The sequence below is a fragment of the Sporosarcina psychrophila genome (assembly GCF_001590685.1).
Classification (GTDB): domain Bacteria; phylum Bacillota; class Bacilli; order Bacillales_A; family Planococcaceae; genus Sporosarcina; species Sporosarcina psychrophila.
In genome coordinates, this window is the sequence record NZ_CP014616.1 from 3,484,806 (window position 1) to 3,502,654 (window position 17,849).

Annotated in this window: 21 protein-coding genes; 3 read left to right on the forward strand and 18 right to left on the reverse strand. The window is 35.7% G+C overall.

The window, feature by feature from the left end:
• The first annotated feature begins 376 nt into the window (after positions 1-376).
• Entirely contained in the window at positions 377-1,339 is a 963-nt protein-coding gene (locus tag AZE41_RS16615) for a DUF2268 domain-containing putative Zn-dependent protease (RefSeq protein ID WP_067211756.1), read from the forward strand.
• Positions 1,340-1,830: 491 nt separating this feature from the next.
• Here AZE41_RS16615 and AZE41_RS16620 read toward each other — a convergent pair whose 3' ends face one another.
• Positions 1,831-2,427, reverse strand: a complete 597-nt coding sequence (locus AZE41_RS16620; protein ID WP_067211758.1) for a hypothetical protein — start codon at positions 2,425-2,427, stop codon at positions 1,831-1,833.
• Between the two features lie 760 nt (positions 2,428-3,187).
• Between AZE41_RS16620 and AZE41_RS16625 the strand changes: the two genes are divergently transcribed.
• Positions 3,188-3,463, forward strand: coding sequence for a hypothetical protein (locus AZE41_RS16625; RefSeq protein ID WP_067211761.1), 276 nt, complete (start codon positions 3,188-3,190; stop codon positions 3,461-3,463).
• A gap of 120 nt (positions 3,464-3,583) precedes the next feature.
• Here the strand turns inward: AZE41_RS16625 and AZE41_RS23350 are convergent, their stop codons facing one another.
• From AZE41_RS23350 to AZE41_RS16650, 5 genes are all read right to left on the reverse strand, one after another.
• Entirely contained in the window at positions 3,584-3,763 is a 180-nt protein-coding gene (locus tag AZE41_RS23350) for a hypothetical protein (RefSeq protein WP_231885698.1), read from the reverse strand.
• Between the two features lie 114 nt (positions 3,764-3,877).
• Entirely contained in the window at positions 3,878-4,309 is a 432-nt protein-coding gene (locus AZE41_RS16635; protein ID WP_231885699.1) for a hypothetical protein, read from the reverse strand.
• A gap of 540 nt (positions 4,310-4,849) precedes the next feature.
• Positions 4,850-5,113, reverse strand: a complete 264-nt coding sequence (locus AZE41_RS16640) for a hypothetical protein (protein ID WP_067211764.1) — start codon at positions 5,111-5,113, stop codon at positions 4,850-4,852.
• Positions 5,101-5,358 (reverse strand): hypothetical protein, encoded by a 258-nt coding sequence (locus AZE41_RS16645; protein WP_067211766.1) that lies wholly within the window; start codon positions 5,356-5,358, stop codon positions 5,101-5,103. Before AZE41_RS16645 ends, AZE41_RS16640 begins: the two co-directional genes overlap by 13 nt.
• Before the next feature lie 483 nt (positions 5,359-5,841).
• On the reverse strand, positions 5,842-6,315 hold the full coding sequence (locus AZE41_RS16650; protein WP_067211768.1) for a DUF4825 domain-containing protein: 474 nt from the start codon (positions 6,313-6,315) through the stop codon (positions 5,842-5,844).
• 372 nt (positions 6,316-6,687) lie between these two features.
• On the opposite strand from AZE41_RS16650, the gene AZE41_RS16660 reads away from it, so the two are divergent.
• A protein-coding gene (locus tag AZE41_RS16660; RefSeq protein WP_156476012.1) for an IS3 family transposase occupies positions 6,688-7,835 on the forward strand; the annotation gives its coding sequence in 2 pieces (ribosomal slippage) (positions 6,688-6,934 and positions 6,934-7,835; 1,149 coding nt in all).
• A 539-nt stretch (positions 7,836-8,374) separates the two neighbouring features.
• On the opposite strand, the gene AZE41_RS16665 is transcribed toward AZE41_RS16660, so the two are convergent.
• The 12 genes from AZE41_RS16665 to AZE41_RS16720 form a co-directional block, all read right to left on the reverse strand.
• Complete coding sequence (locus AZE41_RS16665; protein ID WP_067211771.1) at positions 8,375-8,683, reverse strand: hypothetical protein; 309 nt, start codon at positions 8,681-8,683, stop codon at positions 8,375-8,377.
• A gap of 113 nt (positions 8,684-8,796) precedes the next feature.
• Positions 8,797-9,111 carry a hypothetical protein gene (locus AZE41_RS16670; protein ID WP_067211774.1) on the reverse strand — a complete coding sequence of 105 codons (315 nt, stop codon included), beginning with the start codon at positions 9,109-9,111 and terminating at the stop codon, positions 8,797-8,799.
• Between the two features lie 425 nt (positions 9,112-9,536).
• Positions 9,537-10,253: an alpha/beta fold hydrolase gene (locus tag AZE41_RS16675; protein ID WP_067214030.1), complete on the reverse strand. Its 717-nt coding sequence runs from the start codon at positions 10,251-10,253 to the stop codon at positions 9,537-9,539.
• A gap of 266 nt (positions 10,254-10,519) precedes the next feature.
• A complete protein-coding gene (locus AZE41_RS16680; protein ID WP_067211776.1) occupies positions 10,520-10,828 on the reverse strand; it encodes an inner-membrane translocator in 309 nt (102 codons plus the stop codon).
• 256 nt (positions 10,829-11,084) lie between these two features.
• Positions 11,085-11,456 carry a YhfM domain-containing protein gene (locus AZE41_RS16685; protein WP_067211779.1) on the reverse strand — a complete coding sequence of 124 codons (372 nt, stop codon included), beginning with the start codon at positions 11,454-11,456 and terminating at the stop codon, positions 11,085-11,087.
• 138 nt (positions 11,457-11,594) lie between these two features.
• Positions 11,595-11,930, reverse strand: coding sequence for a hypothetical protein (locus AZE41_RS16690; protein ID WP_067211781.1), 336 nt, complete (start codon positions 11,928-11,930; stop codon positions 11,595-11,597).
• Positions 11,931-12,240: 310 nt separating this feature from the next.
• Positions 12,241-12,504, reverse strand: coding sequence for a YesK family protein (locus AZE41_RS16695; protein ID WP_067211784.1), 264 nt, complete (start codon positions 12,502-12,504; stop codon positions 12,241-12,243).
• Positions 12,505-12,672: 168 nt separating this feature from the next.
• A complete protein-coding gene (locus tag AZE41_RS16700; RefSeq protein ID WP_067211787.1) occupies positions 12,673-12,939 on the reverse strand; it encodes a hypothetical protein in 267 nt (88 codons plus the stop codon).
• Positions 12,940-13,102: 163 nt separating this feature from the next.
• Positions 13,103-13,549 (reverse strand): WapI family immunity protein, encoded by a 447-nt coding sequence (locus tag AZE41_RS16705; RefSeq protein ID WP_067211789.1) that lies wholly within the window; start codon positions 13,547-13,549, stop codon positions 13,103-13,105.
• 273 nt (positions 13,550-13,822) lie between these two features.
• Positions 13,823-15,025 (reverse strand): IS110 family RNA-guided transposase, encoded by a 1,203-nt coding sequence (locus AZE41_RS16710; protein WP_067211792.1) that lies wholly within the window; start codon positions 15,023-15,025, stop codon positions 13,823-13,825.
• 272 nt (positions 15,026-15,297) lie between these two features.
• Positions 15,298-16,332: an anti sigma factor C-terminal domain-containing protein gene (locus AZE41_RS16715; RefSeq protein ID WP_067211795.1), complete on the reverse strand. Its 1,035-nt coding sequence runs from the start codon at positions 16,330-16,332 to the stop codon at positions 15,298-15,300.
• The gene (locus AZE41_RS16720) at positions 16,310-16,834 is read right to left on the reverse strand and encodes an RNA polymerase sigma factor (protein ID WP_067211798.1); all 525 of its coding nucleotides are present in this window, start codon (positions 16,832-16,834) and stop codon (positions 16,310-16,312) included. The genes AZE41_RS16715 and AZE41_RS16720 overlap by 23 nt, the downstream gene beginning before the upstream one ends.
• Between the last annotated feature and the right edge of the window lie 1,015 nt (positions 16,835-17,849).

The following is a 17,849-nucleotide window of genomic DNA, read 5'->3' on the forward strand; positions in this document are numbered from 1 at the left end:
ACCTGTCAGTCATAACGCATGCAGGAGTATTAACGGGATGGTTTTAGGAAACTTGGTTCCTTCATTCCCACCCTCCATTGTAAAGTTAAGATTTTAAATCAGAGAATCTCCTGTCTTTCACGCTGTTAACGTTTATAACAGAACTTGTCGCGCGCACCCGTTAGTTGAAGTACATTAATTCACAACGATTTTATTTGTAATTGGAAAGTAGTCTCCCTCTTCAAGAATCTTCTCTCCAATTATTCCAAGCCAACCTAATTATCTTAAAAGTATGTTTTGTTTAATGCTATGAATATTCATTAATTTAATTAATGAAACTTTTGGATAAAGTGGAACGTAAAGGAATAAGTCAATGTAGTAAAGGGAGATGAAATTTATGAATATCGCCAATAAAGCTTTAGTTTCATTTTGTATACTTCTATTAATTTTTATTTTATCAGCCTGTGAGCAAACTGAACAATCCTACGAAAATACAATTCTGGAAAATGAACAACAAAATATATCTTATTCTTTTAAAAACCCCAATACAGGGCAAGAATTTAATATAATTCATGCTTACTTGCTATATGAAAATTATTTTGCAACTGTTAAAGATAATCCAGATGAATCACCCTATAAATTATATCAACAGGAAATTATAAAAACTATATATGAAGCATGTTTTGAAGATGCAGAACTTCCTGTCAATGCACTTGAATGGACTCCAAAAGAAAGTGATTTTGATAGTATTGAGAATCAAATTGGATCAATGAATAAAGATCATTTAAATGAGGTATTTGAGGAATCACTTGTTAAATCCTCAGGCATACTTTCATCAGATAAGAAAACAACAGTATGTATATTTCCTGAAAATGAAAGATTTCCTTCTGACATGATGACAATCGGATCAGGGAAAATTATAGTCTTTTACAGTAAGTTTGATAATTCTTATAAACCAGGTATGTCCCATGAATATCATCATAGTGTTTGGATCAGAAAACATTATACTGAAAATTATTTTCTAACAGGATTAGACCATTTAATAATGGAAGGGAAGGCCATGATGTTTGAAACCTTAGTGTATCCCCAATTGAACAGTACTTATTATATTGACGAAAGATTTAACAAAGAATACTGGAGCAAGATTGAACCATATCTTGAGAGTGTTGCTGCCCGGGAGATTCATGAAATGAAGATGGGTGGCTCTAATGGTCTCCCTAGTGCTTATGGCTATAGTGAAGGATACAAAATGTTTAGATCTTACTTAAATCTGCATCCCAATATGACAGTCGAAGAATGGACTTCCAAAAGTCCGGAGGAAATATTTGAAGAAGGAAACTACAAAGCTAACTACGAGTAATTTTCTTTATTAATGGTCTACAAAACTTTATGTGTCCTTTTCTAACATGTAGAAAAGGATTTTTTTGTTTATATTCATAAAACTCTTCTTTCACTAACCTGCCCCGTTAGCCATACATGTAGCGCAAAATCAGCGCTACACCACAGAGGATGAAAATGTGTGCAGAACAGGTATTGGATAGTACGGCTGGGAGAGGAAGGTCCATCAACTATGGTGCCATAGAGCCCATCCGTTAGTCTGACTCCAACGACCACGGTGCATCACAGAATGTCGCTCCCTTACGGGAAGCACTTATGGGAGATTCCTACTCTGGTTACTGCACCAGCCTGCCTTAATTCTATGAAGAATGGAGTTGGTTCTTGATTAACTTTCAACTTAATATAATCATTTTGAAGGCTCAGCCTTTTTTAAAAAAACCATTTCTGAGTCTTTTTTGTTATGCTCTTTTATAGTTTTTTAGCGTTTTTTAATTTTCATGGGAGTTAAATTTATTACAAATGCATTACAAACTCAAGACCTGTTGGCTTCTCCCTAAAGTGGTCGCTATATTCTCTAATAACTAAGTCCAATCCTGAAAAATCGTCGGGTAACGGTGGAGAAACAATGTAGTTGTACTTGAAATACCCTGTCGAACCTCCTCCACCTTCCTGTCGACAATCGTATTGTTCTCCTAAAAACAATTCAAAATTATTGTGATCATGTAGATGTGGCGAATCATTTGTACCATCCCAATCGACATTAAGATTTACAACGCTAGCATTCTCAAACTGCCGAATAAAGGTGATCGAATATAAACGTTCATCTATTTCAACTGATTTTAAAACAGGTAAGTGCTTTCTAAATCCAGTCGGTTCAACACGGGGTTTAAAGAATTCTTCTATTCTCAGTGACCCGAATAATGAACTTAAATAATCTTCATAAAGATCGTACTTTATAGCCCAGTTAGAGATAGCATCATCAGATGGAATACCTGGATTATTGTTTGAGAGATCCTTACGTTGTTTTAATAAAGCACAAATTTGTTCATCAATAGGGAAAAGATGTTCATCATAATGGTTCGTTGAACGTTCAAAGGACATTCGCTTCATTTTATATCCTCCTCAATTTTATATCTAATTCAAAGTTTTAATTATTACAACTTTAACAGGAGGTGGTAATTTTTTCAAGTACACTTCTTGAATTAACCTGCCCGTTAATTGAACAAGATCACCGTCTTCAACGTAATCAAAATTCAATCTTTTCTGTTATATTATCTTGGTACTGTAACGCCACATATAGCTTACCATCATAACAGCTACACATTAGCCGTCATGATGGTTTATTGCCTATGATGATCATACTTCGCTACAATGTACATAATGCACATCGTAGGGGTAGAGTCATGACGGATACAGTCAATACATTCACCGTAAAACACATCGAAAAGACACTCGGATCAAGATCAAGTGAAAAAACCATGGGTTTTTCCCAAACCCACGAGGGAAAAACTTCCCCCCAACCCCCTCGCTTTTGAGGGGGCTCCCTCGCCGGTCGGCAGGACAAAACAAAGTTTTGTCAATGCCAAGAGGGTGAAAAATCAGTGGCTCGTATCAACTCCTTAAATTCCTTTCGCTTCGCTCCAGTCAGACACTTCCCGTTTATTTTTCCCACTGGCCAAATAAAAAAGACCGTCAATAGACGATCTCCTCCCGTTGAACTAATGCACCCTTTAGTTCAAATTCTCCCCAAACTTTTAATTTCACTTGAGGCTTTCTTCGTCTAAGAACCCATATAATCAATCTAAATTTATTGAATATTCTCGATATCAAGGTATAATCAGGTGAAATACTGTTAGGAAAGGTGATATAAATGAAAAAGAAATTAAGTATATTATTGATTTTAGTAGGTTTAGTTTTTGCAGGTTTTTTATTTTCAACAAATTCTACCACTGACGGATTGCCTTGGACCGCAATATCTAAAACTATTACTAAAGACTATGCTTCAGAAGCTGATGTCCTAGCAGAAGTATATTACTCAGAGTATATTGATGGTAAATGGTATAGTGGCACACCAAAATTTACTGGGGAAGTTCAAGAGCTTTCACATGCTTGGCGAGCAATTTATACAGGTAAAATTAATTATTAACTGCAAAATAAAGGATTCAATCGCTAAACAGGTTTACTTACAACACTCTTCAACTAACCTGCCCCTTTAATCAAGAAAAGACAAAAAAGGAGTAGCCGCAGCCACTTCTTTTTTAATGAATTATGTGAATCCGACCATCTTCAAAAATTTCCACTGCTGATAACTATTCATGAAATTTAATGCGTCAACCATGAAACCATCTTTCGCCATTTGCTTTTGTCCATCTTCAAAAACTTTTCTGTCCAAGATCAAACTATAAAAATAAACTTTTTCGTCACCAATCATTTCAGAATTCATCATCACAAAATGATTTCCATACCTGTTTTTAAAATATTCCCGAGCCAATTCATAGCTTGAAAATTCGGGAATTTCGGATTCTGCTTGTCTACTAATTTTCATGGGAGTTCAACAAAGTTACTTACTATTATTATGTAGTTCAAATGACTCTTTAAAGCCATCCCATATTACAGTTACTTTTATAACTGTGTCTTCCCTTACCATTGCCCCGTTCGAACGACTTGAAGACAAAAATGTTACAGTTGATGGGGGTTCCGTGAACTCTTGATTGCTATCCTCTCTACGACTATTAGCTTCATAAGAGTAGTGGAGTTTTTGTAATGAAGACAACTCTTCTAAAGAACCCTTATATTTTAGTCTAAACTCGGAGATATCTTCGTTCGAATAAGTTTCTTTTCCCTTTTTTCCTCCCCATTTTTCTGTTCCTTTATAGGCGTATTCAGCTTCCCAATGTTCACTTTCTCCACTAAATTTATAATCATTGTGCTTAGTATCTGAACAAGCTGTTAAAAGCATTATTGTAAATAATAAAGTCATTGTTTTCTTCAAATTAACTCTCCCCCCAAGAAAATGTTGAATTGAATTATCACCATATATTAACTATATTCAACACGCTTCTAATAACCCTCTTCTTCCACTAAACTGCCCCGTTAGCCACACATGTAGCGCAAAATCAGCGCTACACCACAGAGGATGAAAATATATGCAGAACGGGTATTGGATACTACGGCTGGCGAAGAAGGTCGATGAACTATGGTGCCATTGAGCCCATCCGTTAGTCTGACTCCAACGACCACGGTGCTTCACAGACTGTCGCACTCTATACGAGTTGCACTCATGGGAGATTAATCCTACTCTGGTTATTGCACCAGCCTGCCTTTATTCTATGAAGAATGGAGTTGGTTCTTGATTTACCTATCCATTCAATATTATCCTTCTCAAGGCTCAGTCTTTTTTTAAAAAAACTATTTCTGAGCTTTTTTTGTTATGCAGTTTTATAGATTTTGAGCGTTTTTTAATTTTCATGGGAGTACAATTCTTTACAATCTTCAATACCACCATTCTTAATTTTCCGATTTTTCAGAAGGTTTATAAAATTTCTTGATGCAGTATCCAAATCCATTGTTTCGTTTGGGTGTCAAAGTCATTTGAATTCCCGAACTGTTTCACTTCCCCACAATTTTGGCAAATCGCAATATAATGTGGGTAAAACACTTGAATACCAGGCTGTTCCACGTCGATATATACCTCATGTGGAATAAACACATCACGCTCACAAAGGACGCACGTTACCTTATAATCCAGTAGCTTGAGTCGACTTTTTTTCGGGCTTAAATAATCTACTGGGTACATGACTGCACTTCCTCATATGAGATATGTGAATCAGATTGCTCCTGAAACATGCGAATATCTCCGCAATTTGTACAGTATAGCTTTTGAAGCGTAACCTGTTCTACCGCTCCATCTGTTAATATTTTACCACCATCACTTAGCGTCAAATACACTTCCCGATGTGAAAATGAATCATGTCCGCACAGTATACATATTAATTTCTTTTGATGGATATGTACTTTATAAATTCCCCTTCTTCTAACCATGTCAAAACCTCCATTTTTGGTTCAATAAGTAAAGCATTACTTTTGCTCCACTAAAACACCCCGTTAGCCATACATGTAGCGCAAAATCAGCGCTACACCACAGAGGATGAAAATGTGTACAGAACGGGTATTGGATACTACGGCTGGCGAAGAAGATCGATGAACTATGGTGCCATAGAGCCCATCCGTTAGTCTGACTCCAACGACCACGGTGCATCACAGACTGTCGCACTCTATACGAGTTGCACTTATGGGAGATTAATCCTACTCTGGTTACTGCACCAGCCTCGCCTATATTCTCTGAAGAATGGAGCTGATTTTTGACTTACTTTCAATTCAACATTATCCTTCTCAAGGCTCAGTCTTTTTTTAAAAACCTTTTTCTGAGCTTTTTTTGTTATGCTGTTTTATAGATTTTGAGCGTTTTTTAATTTTCATTGGAGTTGAAGAAGAAAAGTGAAGCTTATTCAACAATCCTGCGCGTTAACGGAATAACTGGTTTACTTTATCTTCATCATCCAAATGTTTTTGTATGAATGTTTTTAGTTCATCTTCACTTTGCAACCCGCTAAAATCTTCTCCATACCAATTTTGCAGATTTTCTTTTGTTATTTTGTATTCTTGGTTACCAAAATTAAATGTTATCCAGTCTACATTCTGAACTAATGCAAATAAAAAAGTAGCGTTATAAATAGCTGTTTTTTTATAGTTTTGTTCCGACTCCGACCAATCATAATTCAATATAATGCCATACGGCTTCTCGTTTGTTTTAAGTTCAAATCCTTTAAAATGCTCTGTACCCTGTAATTGATTCACAATATTTCCTATTGCACTGTTATCTCCAACATACGAATCCTTAAATTTGAATATATCTTCTTCCCCGTTTTTCGTATTACACCCACTCACGATTAAAATTGCCAACAGTAAAAAAGACGAAAGTTTAAGTATTTGCTTCACTGATATTCCTCCCAATAATAAATTATCTACTCAAAAAACTACCACAACAATTCAACAAAATGGTCCATTTGCCACTAGGAATTTCCCTATTCCGGTAGTCGAGTAGAAGGGAACCTCTCTATCTTACGGTAGATTGTGTTCCTCCCCCCTCACAGAACCGTGCTTGCGCTATTTACGCACACGGATCCTCCTAGTCACCATTCACAAAATATAGCTGATCTCTTTCGCTCAGATTTTGCTAATTCTGCTATCCTTAGTAGTTTTGTTTCCATTTATTATCCCTACCTCTGTGTGTAGTGGATAGGTTACACTTAGTTGGACAATCTAATTAAGGGCTAGTAGAATAATACACAAGAAGTGAGGAGATCTACTATGTCCGTAAAAAGAAGAACGTTTTCTACAGATTTCAAAAAACAAGTGGTAGCCCTATATGAAAACGGGAAAAGCCGACAAGATATTGTCAAAGAATATGAATTAACCGCATCTGCTCTTGATAGGTGGATTACACAATTCAGGCAGTCTGGTTCATTCAAAGAGAAAGATAATCAATCTCCAGAAGAGCAGGAGTTGATTGCCTTACGCAAGAGAAATAAGCAACTGGAAATGGAAGTAGATATTTTAAAGCAAGCAGCGCTGATCATGGGACGAAAATAGATGTGATTCAACAAAACCGTCACACCTATTCGGTATCAGCAATGTGTAAAGTCCTGAAAATTGCGCGTAGCACCTTCTATTATGACAATGAAGTATCCGCTCAAAAAGAACAAGTAAAGCAGGAAGAAGAACGCGTATTAAAAGAAAAGATCGCTAAGGTTTTCAATGAAAACCGACACGTTTATGGTACTCGGAAACTAAAAATAGAACTAGATAAAGAGACAGAAGGCCTTACGATCTCGAGACGCCGAATTGGAAGATTGATGAGCGAACTTGGACTTCAATCAAAATACGCCAAACCTTCCTATAAACCAATGGCAACCAGACCAAATGAAGAATCCGTTCTAAACGTATTAAATCGAGAATTTGAAGTGGACAAAGAGATGTCTGTGTTAGTAAGCGACTTAACATACGTAAAAGTAGGATACCGTTGGAGTTACGTTTGCTTCTTAATCGATTTATACAATCGTGAAATAGTCGGGTGGAGCGTCGGAGCACAAAAAGACGCTGCTTTAGTTCAGCGTGCCTTCGATTCTGTTAAATACCCATTGGGAAACGTGAACTTATTTCATACAGATCGCGGTTCTGAATTTAAAAACGTTGGGATCGATGAATTATTAAGTGGATACAACATTAAAAGATCACTTAGCCATAAAGGGAATCCTTATGATAATGCGGTGGCAGAGGCAACATTTAAGATTTTAAAAACAGAATTGATCAACGGAACCCACTATCAAACCCTTAACCAGCTGTCCCTTGAACTTTTCGATTATGTCAATTGGTACAATAATATCCGTACGCACAGTACATTAGGCTACCTAAGTCCGGTTGCTTATAAAAAATCAGCCCTTAATAATATCGTATGATTTAGTGTTGACATACCAGTAGTAAATGTGTCCCTAATAAGGGTGATAACTTGGTAGCAGCCTTTCCTCCATCGGCATTACCCAACTTCATTGGTACTACGCTACTATCCGACTCCCTACAACGGCATTTGGTTTCCTTGCTTATTATCGCTTGTACACCATACTCTTCTATATGAAGAAAAGACCGGTAGGGTCTCCCGAGTTGCCGTATCATATCAATGTGTGACGTGCCAAGGTCTCTGAATCCAGAGAGGTTTTATCCTTCTTGCCTTTAACGATGGATAAAATGTAGCTTTCTGCTGTGCTTAAGGCATCAGCCCTCTCGATTTACTAACATTATGGAGCTCAATCCCTTCAACCATTTGGCTTTCGGCCCGCCACCTAACTGTCTACGCTTAAAGGCTACTGTTACCAGTAGCCCTCCAAGACTCGCTACGAGTGAATGGCTAGTTCTTTCTCGACGGGAATCCCACCCGCTATATGATACGACCTAGGCTCGGCCGCACAAGCACCTCGTTAGTTGAAGAACAGGTATTATTTTATTCTGCCTCAGCACCATTTGAATAAAGTTCTTTATCTACTTGTATCCATACATTCAAATCCCTTCTTTTTGGGTATGTTTCGATATATTGATTGTTATCTTCTAATAATTTTATACCCTTTTTAGTTAAACGAGCAGGACATAAAGAAAAACTATCATCCACTCTCAGTACTCTTTCTACAAATCCTTTGTGTTCGAGGAAAAGGACAAAATTCTCAAACTCTCTTTGAGTTAACCCATAATCAGATGCACATGGCGTAAATATTTTCTCGTTGATTTCTTTTAAAATACTGTAACCTACTCTCAACTATTTGAACCCCCTTTATCATTCAATTCACATTACCAATTATCTCTTTTATATAGTCTATTTCATCAACTCTTTATGAATATAGTTATTGAACTAAACTGTTCCCCGCTTATTCATTTTGAATGATAATTTTTCTTATCCAAAATTCCATGTACTACAACTAACACAAGACTTGTTATAATTAAAATTTTGTATATCAAACTTTGATCTAAATAAAAATAAGCTATTAAAGACAAGATGCCTAAACAAATTGCCAAAATCTCTACCTTTCTTGGCTTACTCAGCAGACTCCCTAACAGAGCAAGAGTTGAACCACTTATCATAAGTATAGGAAGGTGATTTGCATACGTATCTTCTAAGGCAAAAAACGGTCCTAAAGCAATAAGAATAAAACCAAACCATTGAAGCACTTTTCCTAATTTGTTCACCCTTGAGAACCCCCAGCCATTTGGTACTTTTTTAAACTAACTTGCCCCGTTAGCCATACATGTAGCGCAGAGGATAAAAATATATGCAGAACGGGTATTGGATACTACGGCTGGCGAAGAAGGTCGATGAACTATGGTGCCATTGAGCCCATCCGTTAGTCTGACTCCAACGACCACGTTGCATCACAGACTGTCGCACTCTATACGAGTTGCACTCATGGGAGATTAATCCTACTCTGGTTATTGCACCAGCCTGCCTTTATTCTATGAAGAATGGAGTTGGTTCTTGATTTACCTATCCATTCAATATTATCCTTCTCAAGGCTCAGTCTTTTTTTAAAAAAACTATTTCTGAGCTTTTTTTGTTATACAGTTTTATAGATTTTGAGCGTTTTTTAATTTTCATAGGAGTTGAATAAGAAAAACTATTCTTTCACAACCTTTTTTATAAAAGCATCTAATACTTTTGTATATATTTCTGGCTGTTCAGAATGCACTAGGTGCGAGGCAAAGGGAATGATAGACACGTGAACGTCCTCCTTTAATAACGGGTACAAGATAGCCCCCTTGGTTTCAACTTTATTTCCTTCACCAACCATATATAAAACCGGTGAATTAATACCATCCAAGTCTTTTGTCTCGTGAAATGGATACCAATGTTCATCTTGTCCCATATATAAGAATTGTTTCCAATCAGACCTATGTAAATTATCAAAGTAATTAACTACATCTTCATTTTTTAATAATTGAGCTTGAGATTCTACATCTTTTTTGTGCATTTCGATCCAGTTTTCTGGTTTTTCAGATAATACTCCAGAAATAGTTAAACTCTTAACTTTATGAGGGAATTTTTTAGCGAAGCATAATCCAACTAAAGCACCTAATGAACACCCAACTAGATGAGTAGATTTCACATCTAATTTATTTAGTGTTTCTTCTATATCTATTGCAGAATCCTCAAAGAAATTCGATAAATCATTTTCAATTGACTTACCGTGTCCTCTTAAATCGGGAAGAATAACTTTAAAGTTGTGTTTAAAATATTCTCTCTGATATTCAAAATCAGTTAAACTAGTTTGTAAACCAGTATGAAGAAATACAATTGGTTCCCCTACTCCAAAAACTTCAGTATGTAATAGCAAAATCATGCCTACTTTCCAAGTTTATATCGTTTTATTATGTCTACTTGACGGTTACACTACTTCGCCAGTCTTTTAATAACACCTGCTTGTTTAACTAACTTGCCAGTTAGTTAAACAAGCAATTCGATCACTGAACGAGCTTGTATAGTCCATACACACCAGGTTAACATAACGCCAGTTCACGGAATATTTAACCCCATTACTCAATAAATAAAGCTGCATTGTAAAGGCAGCCGATTCGCACCCGTTATCTGACTAAAGAAACATCACTTTTTTCTCCAAATTGTTATAATCCACCTAATAATTCCAATAACCAGAATGAGTATTCCATTAGCTAATGTTATTAGTCCTAAAAATGCTCCACCATAACCAGCCCCCTCTCCAGTTCCCCCTGAATTCCAATCATAAAAGTGAAGAAATAATGCACCACTTGAAAAACCAAGAACTGGAGCAAGTATCATCATAATGATGCCTGATATAATAAGATTTAATCTTCCTTTTTTAAACAATCTAAAGGCAACAATATTAAGCGATATTATGACTAAGATAAACAAAAATAAAAGCAAATCTTCCATAAATATCTCCCCCTTGTAAAAGTTTACCACAAAAAGCCAATATACTTATCGCAATATTCCTACCCATTAGTTGGTGAAGGAAAAGAATTAGCCATATGAGAACAATCCGTAAAAACATCAATTCAATCGTTGTAGAGCCTCTATCTTCCATACACACCAGGTTAACATAACGCCACAGTTAGGAAGTATTCAACTCCATTACTCAATAAAAAAACTCCTCTGTAAAGGCAGCCGATTGTTCAACTACAGCAGCCCGTTAGTTTAATAACTCATTAATTGTTTTTGCTGAACTTTTGGATAAACTATATATTTTATGAGTGTTTTTCACATTCATTATTGTTCCATGCTTCTCACTTATCCAAAGGAAATATGTTTCACTTCCAATTTCCACTTTATACTTGGGTTCAGCCATATCAACTATACCTGGTTCTTTTTTAGCGTTGTTGAACGCCTTTACAAAATCACTAACAACGTTTGAGTCTGTAAACGAGGTCAATGAATCTTTTTTGATATCCGAAAAGCTTTCCATTTCGTAAACATCTACTTTTTGAAGATTTTTAGAGGAACATCCACCAACGAAAAACAAAGTGAATACCACAGCCATCAATAATAGAGACAATCGTTTCAACGAAGTACCCCCCCATCTGAATAATTAGACAAGGTCATGCAAATAAAGTTTCATATTTATCTTCGCTTGTTCAACTAACCTGCCTCTTTAGTTGAACAAGAAGTGGGTGCTTAACCCCTAATTGAAGCACCTGTCATCTTAGTAACCATTAATTGTAAATTGATACACACTAAAGACAAACCACAAAGAAAGAAGGAAATGTGCTACTAAGTTCAGTATGATTGAAGATTTTTTGTATAGCTTTTTTTTAAGATAAAACAAAACAAAAAGTAAAAAAAGAAATTGTATCAATAACATTGGGATACTGATAATAAGAAAAAGCATAAATTCTTCAGCTTCGGTTAACATATACCCTTTACTCTCATCAAGCCTACTTAGCTGAACAACAATTTCAGCGATTATAGTAGAAACCCATATAAGACAGAAGTTTACTATAAGAAATAAAATCCCTATTATTTTGCGGAATCTATTCAAAGCATTGCCTCCTTAGCAACATAAAGTATACCATTCTGGAATGCTTTTTCCATTTGCTTCTTGTTGCACTAACCTGCCGCGTTAGTTCAACAAGAAGCAGCGATTCGATCGCTGAACAGGCTTGTATAGTCCATACACAGCAGGTTTACATAAAATCCGTTCACGGAAGTATTTAATAAGAAAAAGCTGCCCTGTAAAGTCAGCTGATTGTTCAACTAAAGCACCCGTTAGTGGAATAACTAGGTTCCCAACACACCAATAGAAAGTGTATCAAAAAAGCAAAACGAGAAATCGTTCTGCTTTTTTGATGTTAGACCGTCTTGAATTTTGTAAGCATTGAAATAGCTGTGCCAATAAGCGAACCTATTGTAATGCTAATAAACATAAAGAAAAAACTCATTGATGCCCAGCCGTCGTCCATTGTGAAAAAGCTTACGACAGCGATTACAAACGATATTCCTAATAATAGAACACTAGGTATCCAATACTTGGGATAACTCTTTTTTCGAAGAATAGATGATGAAATGCTAACTATGATGATTGTAGCTAAAGTTATATAAAGAAAAATTTGCAATAAGTTTCTCTCCCTTCGGTATTATTTAAACATAAAATCCCTTATTATCCCTTTAATATATATGAAAATCGTAATGAATAAAATAGATATCAGTTAAATCACAATTAATAGTAAATAATACAATGAAAAATGACCCGTTAGTATAATTATGTCATCAATTTAATTTCGTTAAATTCTACCGACGATTGCATAGAGAAATGCAATAAATAAAACACCTAATGAAATGGAAAGTAACGAGATATACTTCATAAACCCTTTTTCTTTCTTAAAGAAAGCACAGATACCAAGTACTAAGCCTGTAAGATAGATACCAAAGCCAATGAATATTCCCCACCAACCCAAAATAGTAATATTAATCGGTGGGAATGCCATATATGCAACAAAAATACCAACAACAATCAATATAATGGAAAACTCACTAAACTTTCTTCCCATGTTTTCATCCCCTTTTATTCTATCTATTTCTCCAAGCGATTTAGATTCCTCTTGTTCAACTAAACTGCCCCTTTAGTTCAATAAGGAAAAAGGCTTTACTCCTTCTGGAAGTAAAGCACCCCGTTAGTTGAAGAACAATCGGTTTTACCCTACATACAAGGCACTAATTGTTTTGTACACCTTTCATATCTCCATAATAAGATACAAATTCCTTTAATTCTTCTAGTGTTGAAGGGATAAAGCTTTGGTCGCTATCCATTTCAAATTGTAACTCATTATCTTTACCTGATTGTTCTTTAAAATACCCTTGTATTATAATTTGCCCTAGATTGTTAAATTTAATATCTATCTTGAGGTTCGCCTCGGAACTCCAAAAGGTGGCTTCTCCTTTTAGTTCGCTATTACACCTTTTTAATTGGTCATAAAACTCAAATACTTCTCCTGTGGTAAACCACAGTTCACCTTGTACATAATATTTTCCACTCTTAATTTCCACTATTGCTTTAGCATCATAACCACCATTATGACTTGTGTCTTTAGGAAATCCAAAAACTTCTATCAACTCAAAACGTATAAAACCTTGGTTGCCTCTAACGATAAACTCATTCATATTATCACCTCTCTAGACAGGAACCTGATAGTTAAATCATATCAGATTAAAAGGAAATTCAGCATAAGTTTATTGAACTAACCTGCTTCGTTAGTTGAACAAGAAAAAAGAGCCGTCTAAGCAGCTCAACAATCTTCAAGTAAACCAGCTAATAGGATGTCAATATTTTTCTCTAAAATAATTATTAACCCTATGTTATACTATTTTGAGCATGCCAAACAGCCCTCCAAAAACCTTTTGGAAGATTTTCTCTCTCATTATTAAAACTGTTAATTAAGCTATATCAAGGAAAGATTCTTTTCTGTTTAATAATGCATAAATCCAATGAAGTAATTTATTAATACAGGCTACAATCGCTTCTTTGGCAGGCTTTCCTTCTGACTTTTTCTTATCATAGAATTCTTTAAGCTTTTTGTTCCTTGAACTTCTTATTCCACATAATACTGCTAGATACAAGGCGTGACGCAGTCTGCTTGAACCTCTTTTAGTAATACGGTTGGTTGTTGCTGTGAACTTTCCTGATGAGTAAACTCTGGGATCTACTCCTGCAAAGGCAACCAGTTTTTTCGGATGACTAAACCGATCGATTTCACCAATTTCGGAGATAATCGTTGCAGCGATTTTTTCTCCTATTCCAGGAATCGATTGGACAATCTTGTAGTCTTCTAGCTCATTTGCCAAGGTCACAATACGATTCTCTAAAATTGAAAGGTGTCCTTGGTACTGAAAAAGCATCTCAATATACATTTGAAGATTGATTAAGTGACTTTGATACACGACTTTTTGAAATGGATTTCGCATTGCGGCATCCATTATTTTTTTTGCCTTTTCTCTTGCCCATTGGACAGAACGACTAGGGCAGTACTCTGCAACACGCACGGCTATTTTACTTTCCCCAGCTGATAAGACGGCTTCTGAAGTCGGAAATTCCTCTAACATCAATAAAGAAACCTTTGAATATAGATCACCAAAAACCTTCCGATATTCAGGAAATACTTGATCTAAAATAGTATGAAACTGAAGTTTTGCTTCTACATACATATTCGTAACGATCTCCTGTTGTCTTGAAAGATTTCGAAGGTCTAAAAGCTGAAGCCCTCTGTTTTTATGAGGTTCAAAATCTTCTTTGTAATAAAGCACACACAACTGATACGCATCGATTGCGTCCGTTTTCACCTTTCTTAAACTGGACTTCTTAGCCTGATAAGAAATTATAGGGTTAAGCAAGATATATATAACATCATGTTCCTCCATGAATTGAACAACGGGGGTATGATAATGACCAGTGGATTCTAGAATGACCATAGGCATTTGTCCTGTCATCTTTTCTATCTCTTTTAAAAATCCAATAAAGCGATGTAATTCCTCTCTGGTATGCTTCACAGAAAAGCTCTTTCCAAACGGTTTTGATTTATCTAAGAATGCCTGAACTTGGCTTTCTCCTTTTGCCACATCCAGGCCAACTACTGGATTCATTTTTATTCCTCCTCTAATTTCTACTTGCCAGTACCCCTAATCCTTCTTGTAGTGTCATAGCTTCGCTTGTTATACGAGATCTACGTCCCAACCAGCCTCAAACATGTTTCTACAAGTAGGGGGTGGACAGTTTACTTGACGGGATCAATGCCCCACGCACCCTTACGTCCTACCCTGGCTACTGATATATTAAATCCAATTAAAAAAAGGTCAACCAGTAAAAACTGGTTAACCTTATAATACGAAGCACCCGTTAGTTGAAGAAGAAAAAACTATTTAGTGGGATTTGCTATAACTCCAAGTACAGAAGCTCGAATCATATCTACATCTTTCAATGCTTTTAAGTCTGAGGCTGTTCCTGTAACCACTGCACCTATTATGTTTAGGTTGTCTGCAGTTAGAGTTGAAGAATCACCTTTCATATTGAGATAAATCCGTTCAAATTCCCCAAAGTATTTTCCATCTTTCTCGCTTAACCCTCCTTCAATGTATTGGATAAACAGTCGCTCAAATTCGGAAGACTCCTCAAACCCATATACTTCAGTAGCCATTTCAGGTAAAGCTTCCACTTTGATCGTCGTATCTCCATTTTCCACTTTGATATTTTCAACATTCAACCTCTCTATGTCCGTCTCTGAATAAGTATCAGTCCAGTGCCACTTAAGCGTAATACCTTTTGGAATTCCTTCTCTTACTTCCTCAGGTGAATATTTTTGGTCAAATGATAACGCCATTTCCACGAGAGTGTCGTCCGAGAATTCACTTAGAACAGCTAAGTCATCACTAACTTCACTGTACCTCACTTCAGGATGATAAAATTTCATCATTCTTTGCTTTGTCCCAGGATCATAAAGTTGCATTTGACCATTATTTTTATTTTGAATTTGTATTGGAGAATGGTCACCAGTGAAACGGCTGACTCCACCAAAGAGGCTATAAGTAACAACATAATCACTCCAATTTACTGGGATTCCTTCAATCTCTTTGTATCGGTTAAAGGTTAAAATACCCTCAAATAAGCCATTCCCCTCTATTAGCACACCCGCTTCCTCTACGTTTGGATTGGTTATCATGCTAAATTGTCGAATATCCCGAATTGCCTTTTGTTCACTCCATCTCATGATTGAAAGCCACGTAAAACCTAAAGTGATGCTTAGAAAAACGATTACCAATGTGGAAATTGCAATGGTTCGAAGAATCGTCCCTCTTTTTGCCTTCCTTACTACCTTTGAAATGTTACTGGTCGAATTTCCTTCAAAAAGTTCATTTAGCTCTAATTCCTCTTTACTTTCTTTGTAGTCTGTCATGTTTTGTTTGCTCCTTCCTATATATTTCTTTAAAGGATTTCCTTGCACGAAATAGATATGTTTTTAAGGTTCCTGGATTTAAATCCAGCATCTCCGCAATTTCTTTGTAACTTAATCCAAGCATGTATTTCAACAGGAGTATTTGTTTATGTAAGGGGGAAAGCCGATTTAGTATGTTATGAATTTCTTTTTTCATTTCCGTCTGTTGAACATAGTCTTCTGGTAAAAGTGAATCGTCTACAAACTCAAAGCCTTCAAAAGGTACATTCACTTCTTTTTTCTGCTTACGACATAAATCATAGTACTGGTTAATTGCTACTCGAAATAGCCAACTATAAGCTTTGTTTGGGTCAATTGAATCAATATATAAAATAAATTTATATAAGGCTTCTTGGATAATATCTTCAGCATCCCTGGGATTTGCACCATTTTTAATTAAATATTTAAAAATGATTGCTGTTTTTTCTTGTAAAACTAAGTACAGTTCCTCCTGCTTACTCAATTACACACCTCCTATTCGGTTATAAGACTCATAAGAAACAAAAAAGTGAACACTTTTTAATGAAAATTACAAAATAAAAAGTACGATTCTTTAATCGAATCATACTGAAGTATAATCAATTATTTTTGATAAGTATTAAGCACTTATATATTGCTCTAATGTTCCTCTTAATTATTTTCTTATTGAACTAACCTGCCCCGTTAGTTGAACAAGGTTGTATGCTGCATGCACCCCTAGTAGACATAACACCCGTTCACGGAAGTCGTCATCCCCCCAGTTATCCCTTTAATTAAATAAAAAAACTGCCCTGTAAAGGCAGCCGATTCTCCAACTAAGCACCCATTAGTTAAAAAAAACGAAAAACATATCCTTAAAGAATATCAGTAAAAGTAGAACCCAAATAACCGCTAAACTTTGAAAAAAGTATTTTTTATATTTTGGGCTATCCTTTTCAAAAGCTCTAAACCATTCTCCAAATAACGTAATAATAAAAATAAGAAATACATATATCATTAATTTAATCATTTTTACATTTTGTTCTGGTGTATTAAATGTGTAAAACTTATTGGAAAAATAATAAACGCATAATATGGTAAATAACAAAAAATATATACCCCATGTAATTAGACGACCTTTTCGAGTTTTCAATATAGCCCCTCCCCCCCGTTGATTAAGAACAATTTACCTTGTTCGTTCGTAATCTCAAAATTATATTAAACTACTTCGATAACCTTCCAAGAATATCAAATAAGGGAAATAATGGATTTCCAAATAAAGGGGTAATAACAAACATAGTTATCAACATTGCAATAACGAATATTCCGAGCCGTTTTTTTTTGCTCATATGTTATTTCACTTCCTTTTCAATCTAATATTACAGTAATTATCCAGTTTTTCGAGATTAATCAGCATAACATCGAATCAATCGCTGAACGGGCTTGTATAGTCCATACACACCAGGTTAACATAACGCCAGTTCTCGGCAGTTGATCATGCGCCATGCCTCCTTATAACC

What these genes read in the sequence shown, in the direction of transcription:
- AZE41_RS16615 (WP_067211756.1), top strand. Translation starts at nt 377, where the DNA reads ATGAATATCGCCAATAAAGCTTTAGTTTCATTTTGTATACTTCTATTA.
- AZE41_RS16620 (WP_067211758.1), bottom strand. Translation starts at nt 2,427, where the DNA reads ATGAAGCGAATGTCCTTTGAACGTTCAACGAACCATTATGATGAACAT.
- AZE41_RS16625 (WP_067211761.1), top strand. Translation starts at nt 3,188, where the DNA reads ATGAAAAAGAAATTAAGTATATTATTGATTTTAGTAGGTTTAGTTTTT.
- AZE41_RS23350 (WP_231885698.1), bottom strand. Translation starts at nt 3,763, where the DNA reads ATGATGAATTCTGAAATGATTGGTGACGAAAAAGTTTATTTTTATAGT.
- AZE41_RS16640 (WP_067211764.1), bottom strand. Translation starts at nt 5,113, where the DNA reads ATGTACCCAGTAGATTATTTAAGCCCGAAAAAAAGTCGACTCAAGCTA.
- AZE41_RS16645 (WP_067211766.1), bottom strand. Translation starts at nt 5,358, where the DNA reads ATGGTTAGAAGAAGGGGAATTTATAAAGTACATATCCATCAAAAGAAA.
- AZE41_RS16680 (WP_067211776.1), bottom strand. Translation starts at nt 10,828, where the DNA reads ATGGAAGATTTGCTTTTATTTTTGTTTATCTTAGTCATAATATCGCTT.
- AZE41_RS16700 (WP_067211787.1), bottom strand. Translation starts at nt 12,939, where the DNA reads ATGGGAAGAAAGTTTAGTGAGTTTTCCATTATATTGATTGTTGTTGGT.
- AZE41_RS16705 (WP_067211789.1), bottom strand. Translation starts at nt 13,549, where the DNA reads ATGAATGAGTTTATCGTTAGAGGCAACCAAGGTTTTATACGTTTTGAG.
- AZE41_RS16710 (WP_067211792.1), bottom strand. Translation starts at nt 15,025, where the DNA reads ATGAATCCAGTAGTTGGCCTGGATGTGGCAAAAGGAGAAAGCCAAGTT.
- AZE41_RS16715 (WP_067211795.1), bottom strand. Translation starts at nt 16,332, where the DNA reads ATGACAGACTACAAAGAAAGTAAAGAGGAATTAGAGCTAAATGAACTT.